The organism is Nonomuraea sp. NPDC003727, from assembly GCF_053586935.1.
Window position 1 is genome coordinate 17,591 of sequence record NZ_JBSFNE010000011.1, and the last position, 19,388, is coordinate 36,978.

The following is a 19,388-nucleotide window of genomic DNA, read 5'->3' on the forward strand; positions in this document are numbered from 1 at the left end:
GGCGGCCCCGCCGCGTGGCGGGGCCGCCACCCCTACTCCTTGATCATCTCCACCAGCCGGGTGAGGCTGTCAGCGCCGTGCCCCGCCTCGACCGCCCTGTCGATCAGCCGCTGGATCGGCAGCAGCACGTCGGGGCGCAGTCCCAGCTCCTTGGCCGCCTCGACGAAGTTGGGCATGGCCAGCTGGTTCATCGCCAGCGCCGACACGTCGGTGGCGTAGTCGCCGGAGACGATCTGCTCGGCCTGCTCGGGCATGCCCGCCATCATGGCCGACAGCCACGCGCCCAGCATCGGCGCGAACTCGCGCACGTCCTCGCCGGCCGCCCGCACCATGGCGAACGCGTGGAAGACCCCGCCGAGCATGCCGTACATCCCGCTGAGCAGCGCCAGGTCGTACAGCGCGGCCAGGCCCGGGTCGGTGCCCATGAACCGCGCCTGCGCCAGCGCCTCCAGCGTCGCCGCGTGCTCGTGGAAGGCTTCCGCCGAGCCGCTGTAAAGAACCAGCGCGCCGGGGCCGGCGATCATCTGCGGCACCGCCATGATGCCGCCGTCGACGTAGCGGCCGCCCAGCTCGGCCACCCTCGCCGCCACCTCGCGCGCCTGGGCGGGGGTGCCGTTGGTCAGGTTCACCAGCACCTTGCCCGCCAGCGACCCGGCCTCTTCCAGCACCTGGCGCACCGCGTCGTTGTTCACCACGCACACCACCACGAGGGGAGCCGCCGCGACCGCCGCCGCGACGTCGGTCGCGTGTTCCGCGCCGTCCACGTTCCTGCCCGCCGTACGGTTCCACACCGTCGTGCGATGCCCCGCACGCACGAAGGCGCCCGCGAGCGCCTTCCCCATCAGGCCGAGCCCGATCACCGTTACCGAAGTCATGCCTCCACCGTGCGGCACCGCCCTCTCGATCCGCTCTCGATACGGTGTCGCCATGCGCTTCGCCATCCTCGGCCCGCTGGAGGTCCGCACCGACGCCGGCGCTCCCGTCCGCGTCCGCGAGCGCAAGGTCCGCACCCTGCTGGCCGACCTGCTGGCCCACGAGGGCCGGGTCGTCCCCGCCGACCGCCTCATCGACGACCTCTGGGGCGACACTCCGCCCGCCGACGCCCACGCCGCGCTGCAGACGAGGGTCTGGCACCTGCGCCGGGCCCTGAACGGCGCCGAGCCCGGCGCCCGCGACCTGGTCGTCTCCCGGCCGCCCGGCTACCTGCTGCACGCCCCCGAGCTCGACGCCACCCGCTTCCAGGACCTGCTGGCCGACGGCCGCCTCGACGAGGCGCTCGCGCTGTGGCGCGGGCCCGCGCTGGCCGACTTCGCCGACGCCGCGTTCGCCGCGGCCACGATCACCCACCTGGAGGAGCTGCGCCTCACGGCGCTCGAGGACCAGGCCGAGCGGCGCCTCCTGGAGGGCCGGCCGGTCGAGCTGGCCGCGCTGGTGGCCGCCCATCCGCTGCGCGAACGGCTGCGCGGCCTGCACATGCGCGCCCTCTACCGCGCCGGCCGCCAGAGCGCGGCGCTGGATGCCTACGCCCAGGCCCGCGCCCTGCTGGCCGACGAGCTCGGCCTCGACCCGGGCCCCGAGCTGGCCGCGCTGCACGAGGCCATCCTGCGCCACGACCCCTCGCTCGACCCGCCGCCGCGCATCCACCCGCCCGTAGCCCCGTCGCCGGCCCTGCCCGCCGCGCTGACCGGGCTCGTCGGTCGCGAGTCCGACCTGCGGCAGGTCCGCTCGATCCTGGAGCGGGCCAGGCTGGTCACGCTCACGGGTCCCGGCGGCGTCGGCAAGACGCGCCTGGCTCTCGAGGCGGCCGGCGACCACCCGGGCGCCCGCTTCGTGGAGCTGGCCGACAGCGACGATCCCGTCCAGGCCGTCAGCCGGGCGTTCGGCCTGCGCGACGAGAGCGACCTGGCCGCCGCGCTGCGCGCCCAGCGCGCCTCCCTGCTCGTCCTGGACAACTGCGAGCACCTCGTGGAGCCGGCCGCCGCTCTGACGGCCGCGCTGCTGCGCGAGGTTCCGGGCCTGCGCGTCCTGGCCACCAGCAGGGAGGCGCTGGCCGTGCCCGGCGAGCGCGCCTACGCCGTACCGCCGCTCGACGCCGGCGCCGCCACCCTGCTGCTGACCACGCTCGCCCCCGGCCTGACCGGCGAGGAGGCCGCCGCCCTGGTGCCGAGGCTCGAGGGCATCCCGCTGGCCATCGAACTGGCCGCCACCCGCGCGCGGGCGCTCGGTGGCCACGCCCTGGCCGAACGCCTCGACCACCACCTGCTCACCGCCGAGCAGCGCGGCACCCCGGCGCGCCAGCGCACCCTCCGCGCGGTCATCGACTGGAGCTGGGACCTGCTCACCGCACCCGAACGCACGGTGCTGCGGCGCCTGGCCGTCCACGCCGACGGGTGCACGCTGGAGGCGGCCGAGCACACCTGCGCCGAGCCGCACATCGACGTCGCCGGCTGCCTCGCCCGCCTCGTCGACCGCTCGCTGGTGACGCCCGGCCCGCGCCACCGCCTCCTCCAGACGGTCAAGACCTACTGTCTCGAACGCCTCGAGGAGGCGGGCGAGCAGGCGGCCATCAGGTCCCGTCACGCCGCCTACTACACCGCGCTCGCCGAACGGGCCGAGCCGCACCTGCGTGGCGCCGAGCAGCGCGCGTGGCTGTCCGTCCTCGACGCCGAGGCGGCCAACCTGCGGGCCGCGCTCGACCACGCGCCCGCCGGCCTCGCCCACCGGCTCGTCGACGCCCTCGCCTGGTACTGGTTCCTGCGCGGACACCTCACCGAGGCCCGCCGCCACCTGGCGCACGCACTCCGGCGGGGCGCGGACGCGCGCACCGCCGCCTGGCAGGCCGGCTTCGCCCTCCTGGCGGGCGAACCGGCCGACCCCGGCGCCGCCCTCGCCCTCTTCCACGACGATCCCGCCGGGCTCGCCCGCGCCCAGTGGTTCCTCGCCTCCGCCCAGCGCGGCATCGGCGAGGCCGGCCCGCTCGCCGACACCGCCCTGACGGGCTTCCGCGCGCTCGGCGACCGGTGGGGCGCCGCTGCCGCCCTCAGCACACGTGCCGGCAAGGCGCTGCTCGCCGGAGACCTCACCAGCCTCCACGACGACGCCACGGCCGGCCTCGAGGCGTTCCGGGCGCTCGGCGACCGGTGGGGGCAGTCCCGCGCCGCCGACCACCTGGCCACCCACGCCGAGATCACCGGCGACTACGCCCGCGCCACCGCGCTGCGCACCGAGGGCCTGCGCCTCATCGAGGAGCTCGGCCTCACCAGTGAGGTCTCCTGGCGCCTGTCCGGGCTCGGCCGGCTGGCCCTGCTGCGCGGCGACCACGAACGCTCCCGCGAGCTCCACACCCGCGCCAAGCAGCTGGCCGCCGAGCAGGCCAGCAAGCCGGCCGAGGAGTTCGCGCAGACCGGCCTGGCCCTCACCGCCAGGCGCCAGGGCGACCTGGACGAGGCCGAGGCCCACCTGCGCACCTGGCTCGACTGGATGCGCCTGCTCGACGCCAGACCGGGCACCGCGCTGGTCATGGCCGAGCTCGGCTTCGTCGCCGAACAGCGCGGCGACGCCGCCGGCGCCCTCGACCTGCACCTGCAGGGTCTGACCGCCGCGCGCGCCAGCGGCGACCCCCGCGCGGTCGCGCTCGCCCTCGAGGGCCTGGCCGGCGCCCACTCGCTGGCGGGGCGCCACCACCTCGCCGCCCGCCTGCTCGCCACCGCCGCCGCCACCCGCCGCGCCGTCGGCGCGCCACTGCCACCGGCCGAGCGCGGCGACGTCGACAGGATCGAGTCCCGGGTACGGCAGGCGCTGGGCGACGCGCGGGTGGAGGAGCTTCCGCTCGACGAGATGCTCATGCTCGTCGAGCAGGCGTAGCGCACCGGACCAGGCGGCGCGGCGGCCCTTGGTGGCTCTGGTGGGGGCTCGGTCGGAGGGGTCAGGTGGCCGGCCGGGGCGGTGGCGCGGTGGAGCCGAGCACGTGGCAGGCCAGTTGCAGCGCCAGCCTCGTGGCGCGGTCGTCGAGGTCGTAACCCGCCTCCCTGATCCGGTCGAGGCGGGCCGTGACGGTGTTGCGGTGCACACCGAGGCGTTCGGCGGCCCGCACCGCGCCGCCCTCGCCCAGCACCGCGCCGAGCGTCTCCAGCAGCGTGCCGTCCCTGTCCATGGCCAGCAGCGGCTGGAGCACCACCGTCGCGGGGGCCATGAGCGCGCTGGCCGGGATGGCGGCCAGGAGCTCGGCGGGGCCCATCCGGTCGGCGCGCGCGACGCTTCCCGCCCGCGCGAGGAACGCCGCCGCCTCGGCGCCGAGCAGCGACTCCCCCATCGCCCGCAGGTCGGCGACAGGAGTGCCGACGCCTGCCGCGCACGGCCACGGCAGCGCCTGTACGGCCCGGCCGAGCCGTTCGGCCAGGTGCTCGGGAGGCAGCGCGGACCAGCCCGCCCAGCCTCCGCCCCTGGCGACGACCGGTACCTGGCCGACGGTCGCGACGATCACGGCGCGTGCCCGTTCCGCGTCGCCGGGGCTCGGCCCGCGGCCCGTCGGCCTGATCATGAACGCCGCCATGGGTCCACGCACGGCCCATCCCAGCGCCACCGCCCTCGCCCACACCCCTTCACCCGCGGGCTCCTGCTGCCCTTCACCGCCGCGACCCGTGCCTCCCCGGACGGCGCCTCCCTTACCCGGGCCTGCTTGGAAGGCGTCACCCCGACCCGCGTCTCCCCGGACCGCGCCACCCCTGCCCGTGCCTCCCTGAAAGGCGCCACCCCTGCCCGCACCTGCCGACCAGGCACCACCCGGGCTCTCGTCCTTACGGATGGCACTACCCTCGCCCTCGCCCTTCCGGATGGCACTACTCTCGCCCTCGCCCTTCCGGATGGCACGACCCGGGCCCGCGCCGGCCGGAGACGCACCGGCTCTGCCCATGGCCTCCTGACGGACACCACCGGCGCCCTGTTCTTCGGGGCGGCGGGAGACCTCTTCCGCGCCTGTGGCGACGCCCCCGATGCCCGTGATGGCGGCCTCGGTGCCCGCCGCTCCGGTGGCGGCCTCGATTCCCGTCGCTCCGGTGGCGGCCTCGGTGCCCGTCGCCGTGGTGGCGGCGTCGCTGCCCGTCCGCATGCCCTCCTCAGTGCCCTTGATGGCGGCCTGGATACCCGTCGCCGTCGTGGCGGCCTCGGTGACCGCCGGTGCGCCTTCCGCGCCCGTGATGGCGGCCTCGGCCAGGAGACGGTCGGCGAGGGCCGACTGGAGAGCGAAGTCGCTCGACGCCGCCAGCCGTTCGGCCGCGGCCCACGCCGTCATTGGGGCGACGGCGAGGCCGAGCACCGCGCGCACCACCGCCGGCCACCCCGCCGACCGTGCCGGCCCGGCCGCCACCAGCCTGCCCAGCGCCGTCCCTTCAGGGCCGGTGACCTCGACCTCGACCGGCCACGGCCCCTGACCGGCCGGCGCCAGCGCGGCGGCACGCCCGGCCAGGCGCGTGCCGTACGGGTCGACGAAGGCCACGGAGGTGCCGGGCAGCTCCGCGTTGAGCACGCCCAGCACCCGGCGCGCCGAGGCACCCGCCTCGGCCAGCCTGGTCGCGCAGCGGGCGACGAGCTGGGTACGCGCGGCAGAGGGACGCGCCGCCGCCGACGCCACCTCCACGGCCGTCACCAGCGGATCGGCGGCCACGACGATCAGCGTGATGCCGAGGCGTTCGGCGAGCACCGCGCTCGATCCCATGCTCGATCCCGTCCCTGCCGCTTCGGCGGGCGCGATCACGCACGCTGCCGCCTGCTCCCACGCGCGCCGCATCGCCATCTCCACCGCCCAGCCGCCGCTGGCCGCCGCCCCGATGAGCACCACGGCCGTGTGCGGCGCCACGCTGGAGAACACCGACAGGTCGTCGACGATGCGCACCTGGTGGACGGGGTGCTCGCCGCTGCCGTACATCCGGGCACCCGCCAGCGGCCCGCCGTTGACCAGCTCGGCCACGGTGACAGGCGCCTCCCAGCCCCGCACCTCACGCCCCTGAGAGCCACTCACCTGCATCTCCCGCCTCCGCGCCCGGCGCCGTGCGCCTCGTACCCGCACGACCCCACCGCGCCCCTGACGACCCTGAGCACCGGCCCCGGGCACCTCGCCTTCACGACCCTCCGCACCTCCACCGGGCAGTAGGTGACGCACGACGACGGCGTCATAGCGGGACCCCGAACGCCCGCAGCCCGCCCAGCGCGCGCCCCTCGTCGGTGTGCCAGGCAGGAGCGGCACGCAGCACCAGGACCTCCACCCGCATGCCGGGCCTGGCCTTGTCCACGTCCACCACCATCCCGTCGGCCGAGGAGATCATGCAGATCTGGTCGGGCGCCATCGCCACCGGCGCCCCGTCGGCCAGCGCGAGCACGATCTCGTTGTGCGCCTCCAGCCGTACCAGCCTGCCGAGTCCCTCGCTCTCCTCCACCACGATGCTCGACGGCAGCGACGGCATCGCCAGGTCCGCGCCATGTCCGCTGCTGCCCTCGACCGCGACGATCCGTCCCACGCACAACCGGCGCACGCCGTACGGGGCGGCGGCCGAACGCGGCGCTCCCGGCTGTCCCGCCGCCATCAGCATCGACACCGTGCCCGGAACCAGCACCCCGGAGAGGTCGGCGGCCCGCATCGGGTAGCAGGCGGCCAGCCCCCACCCGCCGAACGACAGCACCAGCGGCCGCAGCGTCTCCTCCACCCTGCCGGGCGCGGTCTCCAGCAGCACCAGTTCCCCGGCGGGGCCGGCCAGCGCCAGCGGGGTGGGGCTGATGCCGCCCAGGGTGTAGGTGGTCTGCTCCACCAGCGGGAACACCCTGCCGGAACCGTCGCCGTCCACCAGCGGCAGGCCCAGCGCCGCCGCCGCGATCAGCGGGAGGAGGGCGTTCTCGGCGGCCAGGTTCAGCGCCACGACGGCGCCGGCGCGGGTGCCGAGCCGGCGTTCGAGGGCCTGTACGGCTCGCGCGGGCTCACCGCCTTCGGGCAGTTGCTCCCCCATGGCCGTCGTCGAGCCGACCAGCGTGACAGCGACGCACAGGGTGTCGGGCGGCAGGTCGGTGGCCGGGACGAGCCGCACCGGCGTGTCGAGGACGGCGCCGGCCCAGTCGACGGCCAGGTGGAAGGCGGACTCGGCGGCGCCGGTGGCGAACAGCCGCGACCCCGCGGCGAACACCGGCAGCTCCGCCCGCCCGATCATGTCCGACCGCCCGATCACGGCCGCCTCCGCCACGCGGTCCGCTGCCAACCCAAGAACTGCACGGAGGGCCGGACGTGCGAGGCACGACCCGCCCGAGCTCGCAGCCGCCGGCCGAGGGCGGACGGCGCGGCGGTCATGGGGTGGTCCCCTCGGCGGTGACGCGTACCCGGTAGAGGCCGTCGGGCAGGTACGACAGCGGGTTCACCGTCAGCGCCTCGATCCGCGCCGAACCCGGGGCGGCCCCGGCGCTCACCACCCGTGTCAGCGCCTCGTCGCGGGCGTCGTCCACTTCCCGGTCCAGTTCGGCCCGGCCCCGTGCCCGCACGATCCGTTCCACCCCGGCCACGGGACCCGCCAGCGTCGCCCCGTAGGCCGCCGCCTCCCCTGCGGGGTCCGGAGACGGGTCACCACCGGCGACCGTGGGCGGGGCCGGCCGGCCGCGCAGGGCGGCGGCGGTGCCGCCACGGGCGCACACCAGCGGGTAGCGGCGGAAGTAGGAGGAGGACACCAGCCCCTCGCCGGTCCGCGCCACGTACAGCGGGATGCCGGGCAGCCATGCGGCCAGCGCGTCGGCCACCCGTTCCGCCTCGGGTCGCAGCGACGCGTTGAGTATCGCCTCGCGCTCCCTCTCCCGCAGCCCCGGCCTGCCGAACTCGTACGACAGCGTGATGCGCGCTCCCGGAACCTCGGCGGCCACGAGGTCGGCGACGGCCAGCTCGTGGTCGGCGAGAGTGGGCGAGCCCGTCGCCGTCACCGCGAAGTCGAGCAGACCGCAGCCGGCGGCGAAGAGGCGGACGGCGTCGGTGTCGAGAGGGGCGAGCGGGCGGCCGGTCAGGCTGTGGCCGCCGCGGACGATCGTCGCCCTGCCTCTGGGGTGAGGGACGTGCGGGCCGAGGACGGGCGGGCACGGTCCGCCGACCCTGATGGCGGCCACCGGCGCGGCCGGGACGTCGGCGAGGTCGATGGCCAGGCAGGCCGCGCGGATCTCTTCCGGTCGGATCGTGATACGGGTCTCGGGGTGGCCCGGCCGGCTTCCAGGGCGCTCGTTCCCGCGGCGCCCGCCGGGGGAGCCTCCGGCGCCGGTCGGGCCGGACGCGGCGCGACGGCCGGGATCGCCGGCCCGGCCGGGCGTCCCCCGATCAGCGGGAGCCCCTGGAAGGCCGGGCGTCCAGGGAAGACCGGGCCTGCCAGGAAGACCGGGCCTGCCAGGAAGACCGGGCGCGGCAGGAAGACCGGAGGTGCCAGGAGGACCAGGGGCGCCGGCAAGACCGGATGCCCCAGCAGGGCCGGGCCCGCCCGGAAGACCGGATGCGCCGGCAAGACCGGACAGCACGAAGACGTCCGCAAGACCGGGCAGGAAGGGGCCGAACTCGTGAGAGCCGACAGCGTGAGGGCCAGCAGCGGGGGGATCGACAGCGTGAGGGTCGACAACGTGAGGGCCGGCAGCGTGAGGGTCGACAACGTGGGGGGCGACAACGCGGGGATCGGGGCCGGCCGTACCGGAGGATGACCACGAGGCGATCGGGACGCCGTCGCGGACGGCCACGACGGTGGTCGCGTGCCGCCCGAGCGCGACGCCGAGGATCATTCCAGCTCGCGCCCCTCGGTCTCCGGCAGCGGCACCGCCAGCAACGCCGTGACCACCATGAACGCGTTGATCACCAGCATCGTCGCGGTGAACCCGGTGGCGTTGGCCAGCAGCGCGCCCACCGCGGAGGGCGCCAGCGTGGTGGCGATCAGCTGGGCTGCCGTCGCCCACGAGTAGCCGGTGCCGCGCAGCGCCGTCGGGTAGAACTCGCCGTTCCAGGTGTTCCAGACGCCCCACGCGCCCAGGCTGAAGAACGACAGCACGAAGTTGCCCGCGTACAGCTCGAAGGTGGAGTCGGCCAGGGCGAACCACAGGCCGCCGAGCGCCGCCGCCACGACGTAGACGAGGAAGACCTTCTTGCGTCCGAAGCGGCCGGTCAGCAGGGAGGCGCTCACGTAGCCGGGGATCATCATCAGCGCGCTGAGCGCGGCGAAGCCGAGCGAGGCGTCGAGGGTGAGGCCCTTCTCCTGCAGCAGCGTGGGCAGCCAGGTCTGCAGGCCCCAGTAGCCCCAGTTGAAGGCGAAGTTCAGCAGCAGCATCGCCACGGTGATCTTCGTCAGCCCGCCGCGCAGCAGGTCGAGCGGGTTGCCCACACGCCGGGCGGCGACGGTGAAGGTGGCGTCGGTGTCGGGGCTGCCGAGGGTGCGCAGCACCTGGCGGGCTTCGTGCTGGCGGCTGCGGGCGGCCAGCCAGTACGGCGACTCGGGCACCCACGCCCTGATCGCGAACGCCCACAGCCCGGCCGCCGCGCTGGCGATGACGACGACGTGCCAGCCGAGGTCGCCGAGCGCGACCGAGGCGCCGATGGCGGCGAGCATGCCGACGGGCCAGCCGATCGACAGGTAGACCGCCGCCCTGCCGCGGCTCCTGGTGGGCAGCAGTTCGAGGAAGTAGGGGAAGGTGACGGTGTAGACGCCGGCGAGGGCGAGCCCGGAGGCGACGCGCAGCGTGACGAGGGTGGCCAGGTTCGGGGCGAAGGCGGAGGCCAGGGCGATCACGCCGTAGGACAGCAGCGACCAGAAGCAGGTGGGCTTGCGGCCGATGCGGTCGGCGAGCGGACCCCACACCAGCGCGCCAGGGATCATGCCGAACGCCACGGCCGACAGGACGACGCCGACGCCCGCCTGCCCGATGCCGAACTCCTCGCCGAGGTCGCCGGAGACGTAGATGAGCGCGAGCTGCTCCCACGACTCGATGACGAAGGCGATGAACAGGGCCAGGGCGATCAGCACGTGCCGTCGGGTGAACGGCATGCGGTCGAACGCGGACCCGATGGGCAGGGTCCGGGCGTCGGTGGCGGTCATGGGTGCTCCTCGGAGGAGGGGGGCGCTGCACGGATATGGCGCACCATAGGACCGCCCCCTCTCGCTCTCCGTGTGCACGACGCCCATGCGGGCGGGCGCGGCCTGTGCACCACGCCCTCGCGCTTCAGGATACGCCCAGGTCAGAGGGTGTTCTCGTGGACGTGCACGATGAGCCACTCGTCGTCGGAGCGCCGCAGCACGGTGGTCGTGCGCACGGTCTCCGACGCGCCGGTGGCGTAGTCGACGCGCAGCAGGTAGCGGGCCAGCGCGGTGTCACCCCACACGTCGACCACCTCGTCGTAGGCGGTCACGCCCGTCTCCTGGGGGCCGTCGGTGGGCCGGGCGTCGCGCACCTTTTCCAGCTGGGCCCTGCTGGTGATCAGGTCCGGCGCGGCCGAGTCGAAGATCGTCGCCTCGGGGTGCAGCAGGCGGTCGATGCCCGCCCTGTCGCCTCTGGTGTAGGCGTCGTACATGCCGGTCACAACCGCCCACACTGCCTGGCGTGTCATCGTTGGCCTCTCATTCCTGCTCGGTATCCGGTAGACCCAGACACTTTAGAGCGACCCGGGAACCGGCGGGTCACCCGCACCACAGGCGGTGGAAGACGTAGCCGCGCTCCTTCAGCGTTTTGATGATCTTGGGGAGGGCGGCGACGGTCTGCCGCCGGTCGCCGCCGCCGTCGTGCAGCAGCACGATCCCGTCCGGCTCGACCTGCTTCAACACCCGTCTGGCGATGGCCTTGGCGCCGGGCCTGGCCCAGTCCTGCGGGTCGACGGTCCACAGCCGCACCCGCTTGCCCAGCGCCGCGGCCTCCCTGCGGACCTTCTTGTTGACCGCCCCGTACGGCGGGCGCAGGCATCCCGGCGTGTAGCCGGTCTGCTTCCTGATCTCGGCGTCGGTTCGGAGCACCTGGCGTTTGAAGACGGGCCACGGCAGGAGCCGCAGGTCGGGGTGCGACCAGCTGTGGTTCTGCAGGCTGTGCCCCTCGCTGAAGATCCGCCCGGCCAGCGCCCTGTGCTCCTTGATGTTGGCGCCGAGCAGGAAGAAGGTGGCGTGCACGTCGTTGGCGCGCAGGATGTCGAGCACCTTGCCCGTGTACTCCGACGGCCCGTCGTCGAAGGTGAGGTAGACCACCTTCTGCTCCGGCGCCACCGCGGCGTGCGCGGCGGGCGCCGGGCCCAGGCCCACCGCCGGTCCCGCCGTCACCATCGTCGTCGCCATCGTCGTCATGGCCACGACCGGCACCAGCGCACGCCAGCCCACCATCGTCCCCCCTCGCCCCCGGTTACGTATCTCGCTTATCCATCCTGTCGCATACGAACGGGGCATAAGATCTCTATTACCGCATCAGGTGTATCACTCTCTGGTGAGCTCATGCTCCAGCTGCTCCAGCTCGGCCCCTCCGGCCATGAGGGAGGTCAGCTCCTGCCGGCTGATGTCGGCCTTGCCGTACTCGCCGAGGCTGGTGCCCCTGTTGAGCAGCAGGAAGCGGTCGCCGACCGGGTAGGCGTGGTGCGGGTTGTGGGTGATGAACACCACGCCGAGGCCGCGGTCACGGGCCCTGGCGATGTAGCGCAGCACCACCCCCGCCTGCTTGACGCCCAGCGCGGAGGTGGGCTCGTCGAGGATGAGCACCCTGGCGCCGAAGTGGACGGCCCTGGCGATGGCCACCGACTGGCGTTCGCCGCCCGACAGGGTGCCGACCGGCTGGTCGACGTCGCGGATGTCGATGCCCATCGCCCGCAGCTCCTCGCGGGCGACGCTCCTGGCGGTGGCCACGTCGAACCTGCCCAGCGACTTGACCGGCTCGGAGCCGAGGAAGAAGTTGCGCCACACCGACATCAGGGGGATCATCGCCAGGTCCTGGTAGACGGTGGCGATGCCCCGGTCGAGGGCGTCGCGCGGGCTGGTCAGCCGCGTCTCGCGGCCGTCGATGAGCAGGGTGCCCGAGTCGTGCTGGTGGACGCCCGACAGGATCTTGATGAGCGTCGACTTGCCCGCGCCGTTGTCGCCGAGCACGCACGTCACCTGTCCAGCCGTCACGCCCATCGAGACGTTCCGCAGCGCGAGCACGCTGCCGAAGCTCTTGCCGATGTCCCGCGTTTCCAGGATCAATGCTTCACCTCTTCCGCGTAGCGGCGGACCATGTTGTTGGCGAGGGTGGCCAGCAGCAGCATCGCGCCGAGGAAGAACATGAACCAGTCGGCGTCCCAGCCGAGGAAGACGATGCCCTTGTCGGCCATGCCGAAGATGACCGCGCCGATGGAGGCGCCGATCGCCGAGCCGTACCCGCCGGTGAGCAGGCAGCCGCCGATGACGGCGGCGATGATGTAGATGAACTCCTGGCCGATGCCCGCGTTGGCCTGCACGGAGGTGTACCGCAGCGCCATGATCGAGCCGACCAGCCAGGCCGCGCACGCCGTCGTCATGAACAAGGCGATCTTGGTACGGGCGGCCGGCACGCCGACGGCCCTGGCCGCCTGCTCGTTGCCGCCGACGGCGAAGATCCAGTTGCCGGCGCGGGTGCGCATCAGCACCCACGTGGCCACGATCGTGATCAGGATCCACCACAGGATCGCGACCCTGAACCCGCTGTCGCCGATGGTGCCGCCGAACACCGTCCGTGCCGACTCGTAGCCGGAGGCCCGGCGCAGGCCGCTGACCTGCACGGTGCCGGTGATCATCTTGGTGACGCCCAGGTTGATGCCCTGCAGCATGAGGAACGTGCCCAGCGTGACGATGAAGCTGGGCAGCCTGGTCCTGGTGACGATGAGGCCGTTGGCGAAGCCGACCGCCAGCGCGACGACCAGGCCGGCCAGCATCGCCAGCCAGACGTTGAACCCGAAGCGGGTGGCCAGCGTGACCAGCACCAGCCCCGTGGTGCCGGTCATCACGCCCGCCGACAGGTCGAACTCGCCGCCGATCATCAGCAGCGCGATCGCCACCGCCATGATGCCGAGCGTGGCGGCCGGGTCGAGCCAGTTGGCGATGCCGCGCACCGAGCGGAAGACCGCCGACTGGCTCGCGAAGAAGGCGAAGACCACGATCGCGCCGACCACCGCGCCCAGCTCGGGCCTGATCAGCAGGCGGCGGACCCGGCCGACCTCGCCCAGCCGTTCGTCGGCGGTGACCGAACTCATCTGGTGCCGCTCTCTGCCAGCTTGGCGACCTGCGCGGCGTTGTCCTTGGTGACGAACCCCGGCCCGGTGTTGACGGGCAGGCCGCCGCCGACGGTGTTGAGGTTGGTCTTGTACAGGTACAGGAACGTGATCGGCAGGTAGCCCTGCAGGTACTGCTGCTGGTCGACGGCGAAAAGGATCTCGCCGTCCTCGATGGCGGTCACCACGTCGCCCGACAGGTCGAAGGTGGCCAGCTTGGCCTGCGAGCCCGCGTCCTTGAGCGCGTCGCGGGCGGCGACGGCCACGCCGGGGTTCAGCGTCAGGACGCCGTTGATGGACTCGTCGGCCTGGACGCGCGCGGCCACCTTGGAGCTGACGTCGGCCTGGTTGGAGCCGTCGACCTGCAGCCGCTCGACCGAGCCGCCCAGCGTCGCCTCGGCGCCCTTGCACCGCTGGTCGAGGCCGACGTTACCGGCCTCGTGGATCACGCACAGCAGCTTGGTGACGCCCGCGGCCTTGAGCTGCTCGCCCGCGCCGCGGCCGGCCACGTCCTCCGACTGGCCGACGTGGGTGAGGGCGCCGAACTCCTTGGAGCGCTCGAGGCCGGAGTTGATGGTGATCACGGGGATCTTGGCGGCGACCGCCTTGCCGATCGACTCCTTCAGCGCGTCGGGGTTGGCCATGGAGACCACGAGCCCGTCCACCTTCTGGGAGACGGCCTGGTCGATGAGCTGCGACTGCTTGCCCGCGTCGCCGTCGCCCTGGTAGGTCACGGTGACGCCGTACTGCTTGCCGGCCGCTTCGGCGCCGTTCTTGACCACGTCCCAGAAGGCGTCGCCGGGTCCGGCGTGGGTGATGACGGCGAAGTTCATCCCGCCGGCGGGCGCGGGTGCGGTGGTCGGCGAGGCGCTCGCCGAGGCGGTGGCGGCGGCCTGGTCGCCGCCTGCCGAGCATCCCGTGAGGGTCAGCGCCCCCAGCAGGACCAGCACTATCGGGGTCCGGTTCATGCGACACCTCCATGACCATCTGGCTCGTCCTCGATGTAACCGCCGCATTACCCCTGCGTCAACACTTTGTCGTGACATTAGGACTTATAGATGTTCTTGTTACCCCGGGTTGCCTCGGCGGCCTCGAATCGTCGTCCCCTATGTCGCCATTCTCCGCCGTGACCTGCTGCGGACCGGAGCCGCCACCGCGATCGCGGTCGCCGGCTCCGGTCCGCCGGCACCTACACCGGGGTACGGATCACGTTCCCGCGGCCGACCTGGCGGCGAGCCGTTCGACCGGCACGTACGGCTCGCCGAGCCCGAACGCGCCGGGGCCGAAGCAGTCCAGCGCCGCCGGGGTGCGCATGATCTCGGGCGTGGAGATGGCGTAGACCGTCAGGCGCTGCCCGTAGGCCAGCGCCTCGGTGGTCACCGGCGCCCCGGTGTCGGTGTTGAGCGTGCAGATCAGGTCGGGGACGATGGCCACCACCTCGCCGTCGCGGCGGGCGACGAGGTGCTCGTTCTGGAAGGTGATCACCATCCGGTCGCCCGGATCGTCCAGACTGGCCAGCGTCACCTGGCCGCGGGCGAACCCGGCGACGGTCCTGCGGTCGATGTCGACGACCTTGCCGCGGAACAGGACCAGGCCGTGGCTGTAGATCGTGCCGGCCAGCGCCGCGGTGAGCACCTCGAACGGGTCGTCGTGCCGGGCGCGCGCCTGCCGGAGCGCGGCGCCGATCCGTTCGGCCAGGCCGAGCGTGCCCGGTACGGCGGTGCGGCGCACGGTGGCCGCGTCCATCGGGTAGTCGCAGATGTAGGCGGCCCCGCCCATCTCGACCGTCATGACGCGGGCCAGCCGTTCCATGCGCACGTTGTCGTCGCGGGCGTCGATGATGGCCACGTCGCCGTGGTCGGAGGCGATCGACATGGGCGAGCCCGGCACGCCGTACACGGCGAAGGTCTCCATCTGCAGTTCGGGGAAGGCCCTGCCCATCCCGTCGGCGTCGATGACCGGCAGCCCGAGCTGGGCGCCCAGCAGCAGCGGCATCATGCTGTTGAGGCCGCCGCACTCGATGGGCATGGTGGCCGCGGCGGTGCGGCCGAGGTGTTTCTCCAGCGCCCGCAGCGCGGCGACGTTGCCCTGGCCGGACGGCGGCCGTTCGACGAAGACGGTGGGCGCCCCCATCATCGCCGAGGGCAGCACCAGGGCGTCGTCGGGCAGCTCGTCGACCGGGATGATCGTCACCTGGCGGCCCGCCCGCAGCTGCCGCTCGACCAGCAGCCTGCCGATGTAGGGGTCGCCGCCGCCGCCCGTGCCGAGCACCGCCGCCCCCTCGGCCAGGTCCCGCAGCCCCTCCAGTGTCAGGTTCTCGCCCATCACACCCGCACCTCCTCGATGCCGGCCGGGCCGCTCAGTCGCAGCTCGCCGACCGCCTTGACCCTGACCCGTACGGCGTTGCCCGGCAGGTAGGCCACATGGATCTCGTCGATGTCGACCACCTCGACGGTGCCGGGGTCGGCGCCCGCCGCGATCGCCCGTTCCACGGCCTCGGCGCGGGCCTGATCGAGCACGTCCGCGCGCGAGCAGGTGGCGGTGATGGCGAACAGCCGGTCGACCTCGCCGCCGATCTGGCCGGTCGCCGCGCCGATGGCGTTGGCCACCGCGTGATGCTCGGGCCGGTGGACGGCGGGCACGCCCTCCAGGCGGTCGGGCATCAGCACGCTGCCGCCGCCGACCACGACGACCGGCAGCGGGCTGGCCGAGACGCGCATCCGGTCGACCAGTTCGCTCACCCGGCCGGCCATCCAGGCCACGCCGCGCCTGACCAGCTCGCGGTCGAGGTGCCGGACAAGGGAGGGGTCGCCGATCTCGGCCATGCCCGCGGCGACCGCCAGGTCGGTGGCGGTGACAACCCGGCCGCCGAAGACCAGCGCCTGGCCGGTCAGCTCGTAGCCGACGCTGTCGGGGCCGATCCGCAGCGCGGGCTCGGCGGTGACGCGGCTGCCGCCGCCCAGCCCGATCGACAGCACGTCCGGCATGCGGAAGTTGGTGCGCACGCCGCCGATGTCGACCTCGCCGGTGGCCTGGCGGGGGTAGCCGCCGCTGAGCACGCCGACGTCGGTGGTCGTGCCGCCGATGTCGACCACGGCGCAGTCGGCCAGGTCGGCCAGGAAGGCCGCGCCGCGCATGGAGTTGGTCGGCCCCGAGGCGAAGGTGCGCACCGGGTAGCGGCGGGTGTGCTCGGCGTCCATCAGCGTGCCGTCGTTCTGCGACAGGTAGAGGGGCGCGTGGATGCCGACGGCCCGCAGCGCCCCGGTGAAGGCGTCGACGATCTCGTCGGCCAGGTCGCGCAGGCAGGCGTTGACGACGGTGGCGTTCTCGCGCTCCAGCAAGCCCACCCTGCCGATCCGGTGGGACAGGCTGATCCGCAGGTGGGGCAGCTCGGCGAGCAGGATGCCCGCCGCCGTCTCCTCGACCTCGGCGTTGACGGGCGAGAACACCGAGGTGACGGCCACGGTGTCGATCTCCTGGGCCGCCAGCTCGGCCGCGACGCGTTTGAGCTGGTCCGGGTCGAGCGGGGAGATCGGCCGGCCGTCGAACTCGTGCCCGCCGTCGCACAGGTGGACGCTGGGATCGACGGCTCGCACCAGCCGCTCGGGCCAGTCCGCCAGCGGCGGCAGCGCCGCCGTCGCCGGAAGGGCCAGCCGTACCACCGCGGTGCGGGCCAGCCGGCGCCCGGTCACCAGGGCGTTGGTGAAGTGCGTCGTGCCGATCATCACGGCGGTCACGCGGGCGCGGTCGACGCCCGAGGCGGCCAGCAGCTCGCGCAGGGCGGTGACGACGCCGCCGGTCACGTCGACGGTGGTCGCGGTCTTGATCTCGGCCAGGACGGTGGTCCCGTCCATGAGGACGGCGTCGGTGTGGGTGCCGCCCACGTCGATCCCGACACGCACAGAGGAGCTCCTGTCTACGCGGAGAGGGGTGGGAGGGGATGTCAGGCGGGGCCGGTGGTGCCCTTCGGGGCGGCGGCGGTGAGACCGAGCCTGCCCGCGATCGCGTAGGCGGCGAAGGCCACCAGCAGGGCGTTGAGCGCGGGGATGCCCCACGCGACGTACTTGCCGACCAGCGCGGCGCCGAGCCAGATGGCCAGGGCGGCGGGCGCCCACCCCGGGGCCGTCTCGGGCAGCGTGCCCGCCTGCCGGGAAGCGTCCAGCGCGGGACGCCAGCGGCGCACCACGAAGTACTCGGCGACCATGATGCCCGCCACCGGCGGGATGGCCACGCCGAGCAGGACGAAGAAGTCGACGAGATGGTCGAGGATGCCGGCGGCGGCCAGGCCGGTGCCGATCACGCCGAGCGCCACGGTGACCGCGGCCCTGCCGGTGCGCAGGCCGAAGGCGGTGTACAGGGTGTTGGTCATGCCGAGCGAGGCGGCGTAGAGGTTCCAGTCGTTGATCTTCAGGGTGGCGGTGACCAGGACGATCGTGCCCACCGCTCCGGACGTGCTGGTGACGATGGCGATCACGTCGCCGGTGCGCAGCGCGTGCGCGAGCAGCACGCCGACCAGGGCCACGGCGTACTCGCCCAGCGTGATGCCGAGCACGGTCTGCTTGACCACGTCGGCGGCGCTGCGGTTCCACCGGCACATGTCGGGCGAGATGACCGCGCCGACGATGAAGCCGCCCGCGACGATGGTGGCGCCCTCGGCCAGGCTCAGTGCCGGTCCCGGCGGGGCCGAGGCGACCAGCGCGCCCAGCGGCTGCTTCGACAGCTCGACCGCGATCGCCCAGCCGGCCAGGGCCAGGAAGGCCGGGACGGTGATCCACGCGGTCCAGGCCATCCCGGCGAAGCCGTGCACCACGATCGCCGTCACCGCCAGCCCTGCCGTGATCGACCAGACCCACACCGGCGGCCCGCCCAGCAGCGAGGCCAGCCCCTGGGCCAGGACCGCCGACTGCACGCCGAACCAGCCGAGCAGGCAGACGGCGACGACCATGCCCACGATGCCGGCGCCGTAGCGGCCGAACCCGGCCCACCGGGCCAGCACGGTCGTCGAGAGGCCCTCGCGCATGCCCGCGATGCCGACGGCGATCGCGACGATCTCGAGGATGACGGCGCCCACGGTGATGGCCAGGACGGCGTCCCAGAAGGTCATCCCCATGCCGAGGGTGGCACCGAGCAGGAACTGGCTCAGCGCGCTCAGCATGCCGAAGCGCTGGACCGCGACCGTCAGCCAGCCGTAGCGGGCCGAGGCGGGCACCCGCTGGAGCGCGTAGTCGTCACGTGCGAGGCCTTCGTCGGATAACGCGGGGGTGATCGCCGCATCGGACATCCAGCCGCCCCTTCCCGTCAGGCGATGTATGGGGTGTCTGCTGCGACGCTAAGGTCCCCGGCGATCATTGGGAAGAGGCTTGATCACATCCATCTAGAACGGAATTGTATGTTCCGCTATATGCTGGGGGCATGACAGCAGCACCCATGAGCGGCCGCCGTGCGCAGGCCGCGCGCAACGACGAACTGATCCTGCAGGCCGCCAGAGCCGTCTTCACCGCCGACCCCGGCGCCCCGATCGCGGCCGTGGCCGAGCGCGCGGGCGTCGGGATCAGCGCCCTCTACCGGCGCTACGGCAGCAAGGAGACGCTGCTGCAGAAGCTCTGCGGCGACGGGCTCAAGCTCTACATCGCCGCCTGCGAGAAGTCGCTGGCGATGGACGGCGACCCGTGGGAGGCCTTCGCGGCCTACATGCGCGACATCGTCGAGGCCGACAGCAGCTCGCTGACCATCGCGCTCGCGGGCACCTTCCAGCCCACCGAGGAACTCCACCGCGACGCCGCCCGGGCCGCGGAACTGGCCACCGCGGTGCACCGCCGGGCGGTCGAGGCGGGGGTGCTGCGCCCCGACGTCACCACCGCCGACATCGCGCTGCTGTTCGAGCAGCTGGCCTCGATCAAGCTGGGCGAGCAACCGCGCACGGTGGAGCTGCGCCACCGCTACCTGACATTGATGCTCGACTCCATGCGGCTGCCGCCCGCCCACCGGCCGCTGCCCGGCCCCGCCCCTTCGGACGAGGAACTGTCGCGGCGCTGGGCCCCCCGCCCCTGACGCCCGGCGAGCGCGGACCCCGGCCCGGCGGGGCGTCAGCGGGCGCGGGCCAGGGAGCGGCGGGCTGTTCAGCGGACGCGGGCGGGCGCCAGCG

The 19,388-nt window shown here is 73.7% G+C and carries 15 protein-coding genes; 2 read left to right on the forward strand and 13 right to left on the reverse strand.

Going from position 1 to position 19,388, the window contains the following annotated elements; genetic code table 11:
• Positions 1-32 precede the first annotated feature (32 nt).
• Positions 33-875 carry an NAD(P)-dependent oxidoreductase gene (locus ACWDLG_RS27180; protein WP_449924993.1) on the reverse strand — a complete coding sequence of 281 codons (843 nt, stop codon included), beginning with the start codon at positions 873-875 and terminating at the stop codon, positions 33-35.
• Between the two features lie 52 nt (positions 876-927).
• Here ACWDLG_RS27180 and ACWDLG_RS27185 point away from each other — a divergent pair, with 52 nt between their 5' ends.
• Positions 928-3,864 (forward strand): BTAD domain-containing putative transcriptional regulator, encoded by a 2,937-nt coding sequence (locus ACWDLG_RS27185; RefSeq protein ID WP_449924996.1) that lies wholly within the window; start codon positions 928-930, stop codon positions 3,862-3,864.
• A 61-nt stretch (positions 3,865-3,925) separates the two neighbouring features.
• Here the strand turns inward: ACWDLG_RS27185 and ACWDLG_RS27190 are convergent, their stop codons facing one another.
• The 12 genes from ACWDLG_RS27190 to ACWDLG_RS27245 all read right to left on the reverse strand — a co-directional run bounded on the left by ACWDLG_RS27190 (position 3,926) and on the right by ACWDLG_RS27245 (position 18,524).
• Positions 3,926-6,016 carry a PucR family transcriptional regulator gene (locus tag ACWDLG_RS27190; protein ID WP_449924999.1) on the reverse strand — a complete coding sequence of 697 codons (2,091 nt, stop codon included), beginning with the start codon at positions 6,014-6,016 and terminating at the stop codon, positions 3,926-3,928.
• 151 nt (positions 6,017-6,167) lie between these two features.
• Positions 6,168-7,241, reverse strand: a complete 1,074-nt coding sequence (locus ACWDLG_RS27195; protein WP_449925001.1) for a DUF917 domain-containing protein — start codon at positions 7,239-7,241, stop codon at positions 6,168-6,170.
• Positions 7,242-7,326: 85 nt separating this feature from the next.
• The gene (locus tag ACWDLG_RS27200) at positions 7,327-8,127 is read right to left on the reverse strand and encodes a hypothetical protein (RefSeq protein WP_449925004.1); all 801 of its coding nucleotides are present in this window, start codon (positions 8,125-8,127) and stop codon (positions 7,327-7,329) included.
• A 650-nt stretch (positions 8,128-8,777) separates the two neighbouring features.
• Positions 8,778-10,085 carry an MFS transporter gene (locus ACWDLG_RS27205; protein WP_449925006.1) on the reverse strand — a complete coding sequence of 436 codons (1,308 nt, stop codon included), beginning with the start codon at positions 10,083-10,085 and terminating at the stop codon, positions 8,778-8,780.
• A gap of 140 nt (positions 10,086-10,225) precedes the next feature.
• On the reverse strand, positions 10,226-10,594 hold the full coding sequence (locus ACWDLG_RS27210; RefSeq protein WP_449925009.1) for a nuclear transport factor 2 family protein: 369 nt from the start codon (positions 10,592-10,594) through the stop codon (positions 10,226-10,228).
• Between the two features lie 70 nt (positions 10,595-10,664).
• Entirely contained in the window at positions 10,665-11,351 is a 687-nt protein-coding gene (locus ACWDLG_RS27215) for a polysaccharide deacetylase family protein (protein WP_449925012.1), read from the reverse strand.
• 90 nt (positions 11,352-11,441) lie between these two features.
• On the reverse strand, positions 11,442-12,200 hold the full coding sequence (locus tag ACWDLG_RS27220; RefSeq protein ID WP_449925015.1) for an ATP-binding cassette domain-containing protein: 759 nt from the start codon (positions 12,198-12,200) through the stop codon (positions 11,442-11,444).
• Positions 12,197-13,225 (reverse strand): ABC transporter permease, encoded by a 1,029-nt coding sequence (locus tag ACWDLG_RS27225; RefSeq protein ID WP_449925018.1) that lies wholly within the window; start codon positions 13,223-13,225, stop codon positions 12,197-12,199. Before ACWDLG_RS27225 ends, ACWDLG_RS27220 begins: the two co-directional genes overlap by 4 nt.
• Positions 13,222-14,211 carry a sugar ABC transporter substrate-binding protein gene (locus tag ACWDLG_RS27230; protein WP_449925021.1) on the reverse strand — a complete coding sequence of 330 codons (990 nt, stop codon included), beginning with the start codon at positions 14,209-14,211 and terminating at the stop codon, positions 13,222-13,224. The genes ACWDLG_RS27225 and ACWDLG_RS27230 overlap by 4 nt, the downstream gene beginning before the upstream one ends.
• Positions 14,212-14,449: 238 nt before the next feature.
• Positions 14,450-15,568: a DUF917 domain-containing protein gene (locus tag ACWDLG_RS27235; RefSeq protein WP_449925024.1), complete on the reverse strand. Its 1,119-nt coding sequence runs from the start codon at positions 15,566-15,568 to the stop codon at positions 14,450-14,452.
• Positions 15,568-17,145 carry a hydantoinase/oxoprolinase N-terminal domain-containing protein gene (locus ACWDLG_RS27240; protein ID WP_449925027.1) on the reverse strand — a complete coding sequence of 526 codons (1,578 nt, stop codon included), beginning with the start codon at positions 17,143-17,145 and terminating at the stop codon, positions 15,568-15,570. The genes ACWDLG_RS27235 and ACWDLG_RS27240 overlap by 1 nt, the downstream gene beginning before the upstream one ends.
• A 41-nt stretch (positions 17,146-17,186) precedes the next feature.
• Positions 17,187-18,524, reverse strand: a complete 1,338-nt coding sequence (locus ACWDLG_RS27245) for a purine-cytosine permease family protein (RefSeq protein WP_449925030.1) — start codon at positions 18,522-18,524, stop codon at positions 17,187-17,189.
• Between the two features lie 131 nt (positions 18,525-18,655).
• Here ACWDLG_RS27245 and ACWDLG_RS27250 point away from each other — a divergent pair, with 131 nt between their 5' ends.
• Entirely contained in the window at positions 18,656-19,294 is a 639-nt protein-coding gene (locus tag ACWDLG_RS27250) for a TetR/AcrR family transcriptional regulator (protein ID WP_449925033.1), read from the forward strand.
• Positions 19,295-19,388: the final 94 nt, after the last annotated feature.

Coding starts and splice junctions, on each gene's coding strand:
- ACWDLG_RS27225 (WP_449925018.1), bottom strand. CDS start 13,225: ATGAGTTCGGTCACCGCCGACGAACGGCTGGGCGAGGTCGGCCGGGTC.
- ACWDLG_RS27185 (WP_449924996.1), top strand. CDS start 928: ATGCGCTTCGCCATCCTCGGCCCGCTGGAGGTCCGCACCGACGCCGGC.
- ACWDLG_RS27210 (WP_449925009.1), bottom strand. CDS start 10,594: ATGACACGCCAGGCAGTGTGGGCGGTTGTGACCGGCATGTACGACGCC.
- ACWDLG_RS27250 (WP_449925033.1), top strand. CDS start 18,656: ATGACAGCAGCACCCATGAGCGGCCGCCGTGCGCAGGCCGCGCGCAAC.
- ACWDLG_RS27205 (WP_449925006.1), bottom strand. CDS start 10,085: ATGACCGCCACCGACGCCCGGACCCTGCCCATCGGGTCCGCGTTCGAC.
- ACWDLG_RS27235 (WP_449925024.1), bottom strand. CDS start 15,568: ATGGGCGAGAACCTGACACTGGAGGGGCTGCGGGACCTGGCCGAGGGG.
- ACWDLG_RS27230 (WP_449925021.1), bottom strand. CDS start 14,211: ATGAACCGGACCCCGATAGTGCTGGTCCTGCTGGGGGCGCTGACCCTC.
- ACWDLG_RS27245 (WP_449925030.1), bottom strand. CDS start 18,524: ATGTCCGATGCGGCGATCACCCCCGCGTTATCCGACGAAGGCCTCGCA.
- ACWDLG_RS27180 (WP_449924993.1), bottom strand. CDS start 875: ATGACTTCGGTAACGGTGATCGGGCTCGGCCTGATGGGGAAGGCGCTC.
- ACWDLG_RS27215 (WP_449925012.1), bottom strand. CDS start 11,351: ATGGTGGGCTGGCGTGCGCTGGTGCCGGTCGTGGCCATGACGACGATG.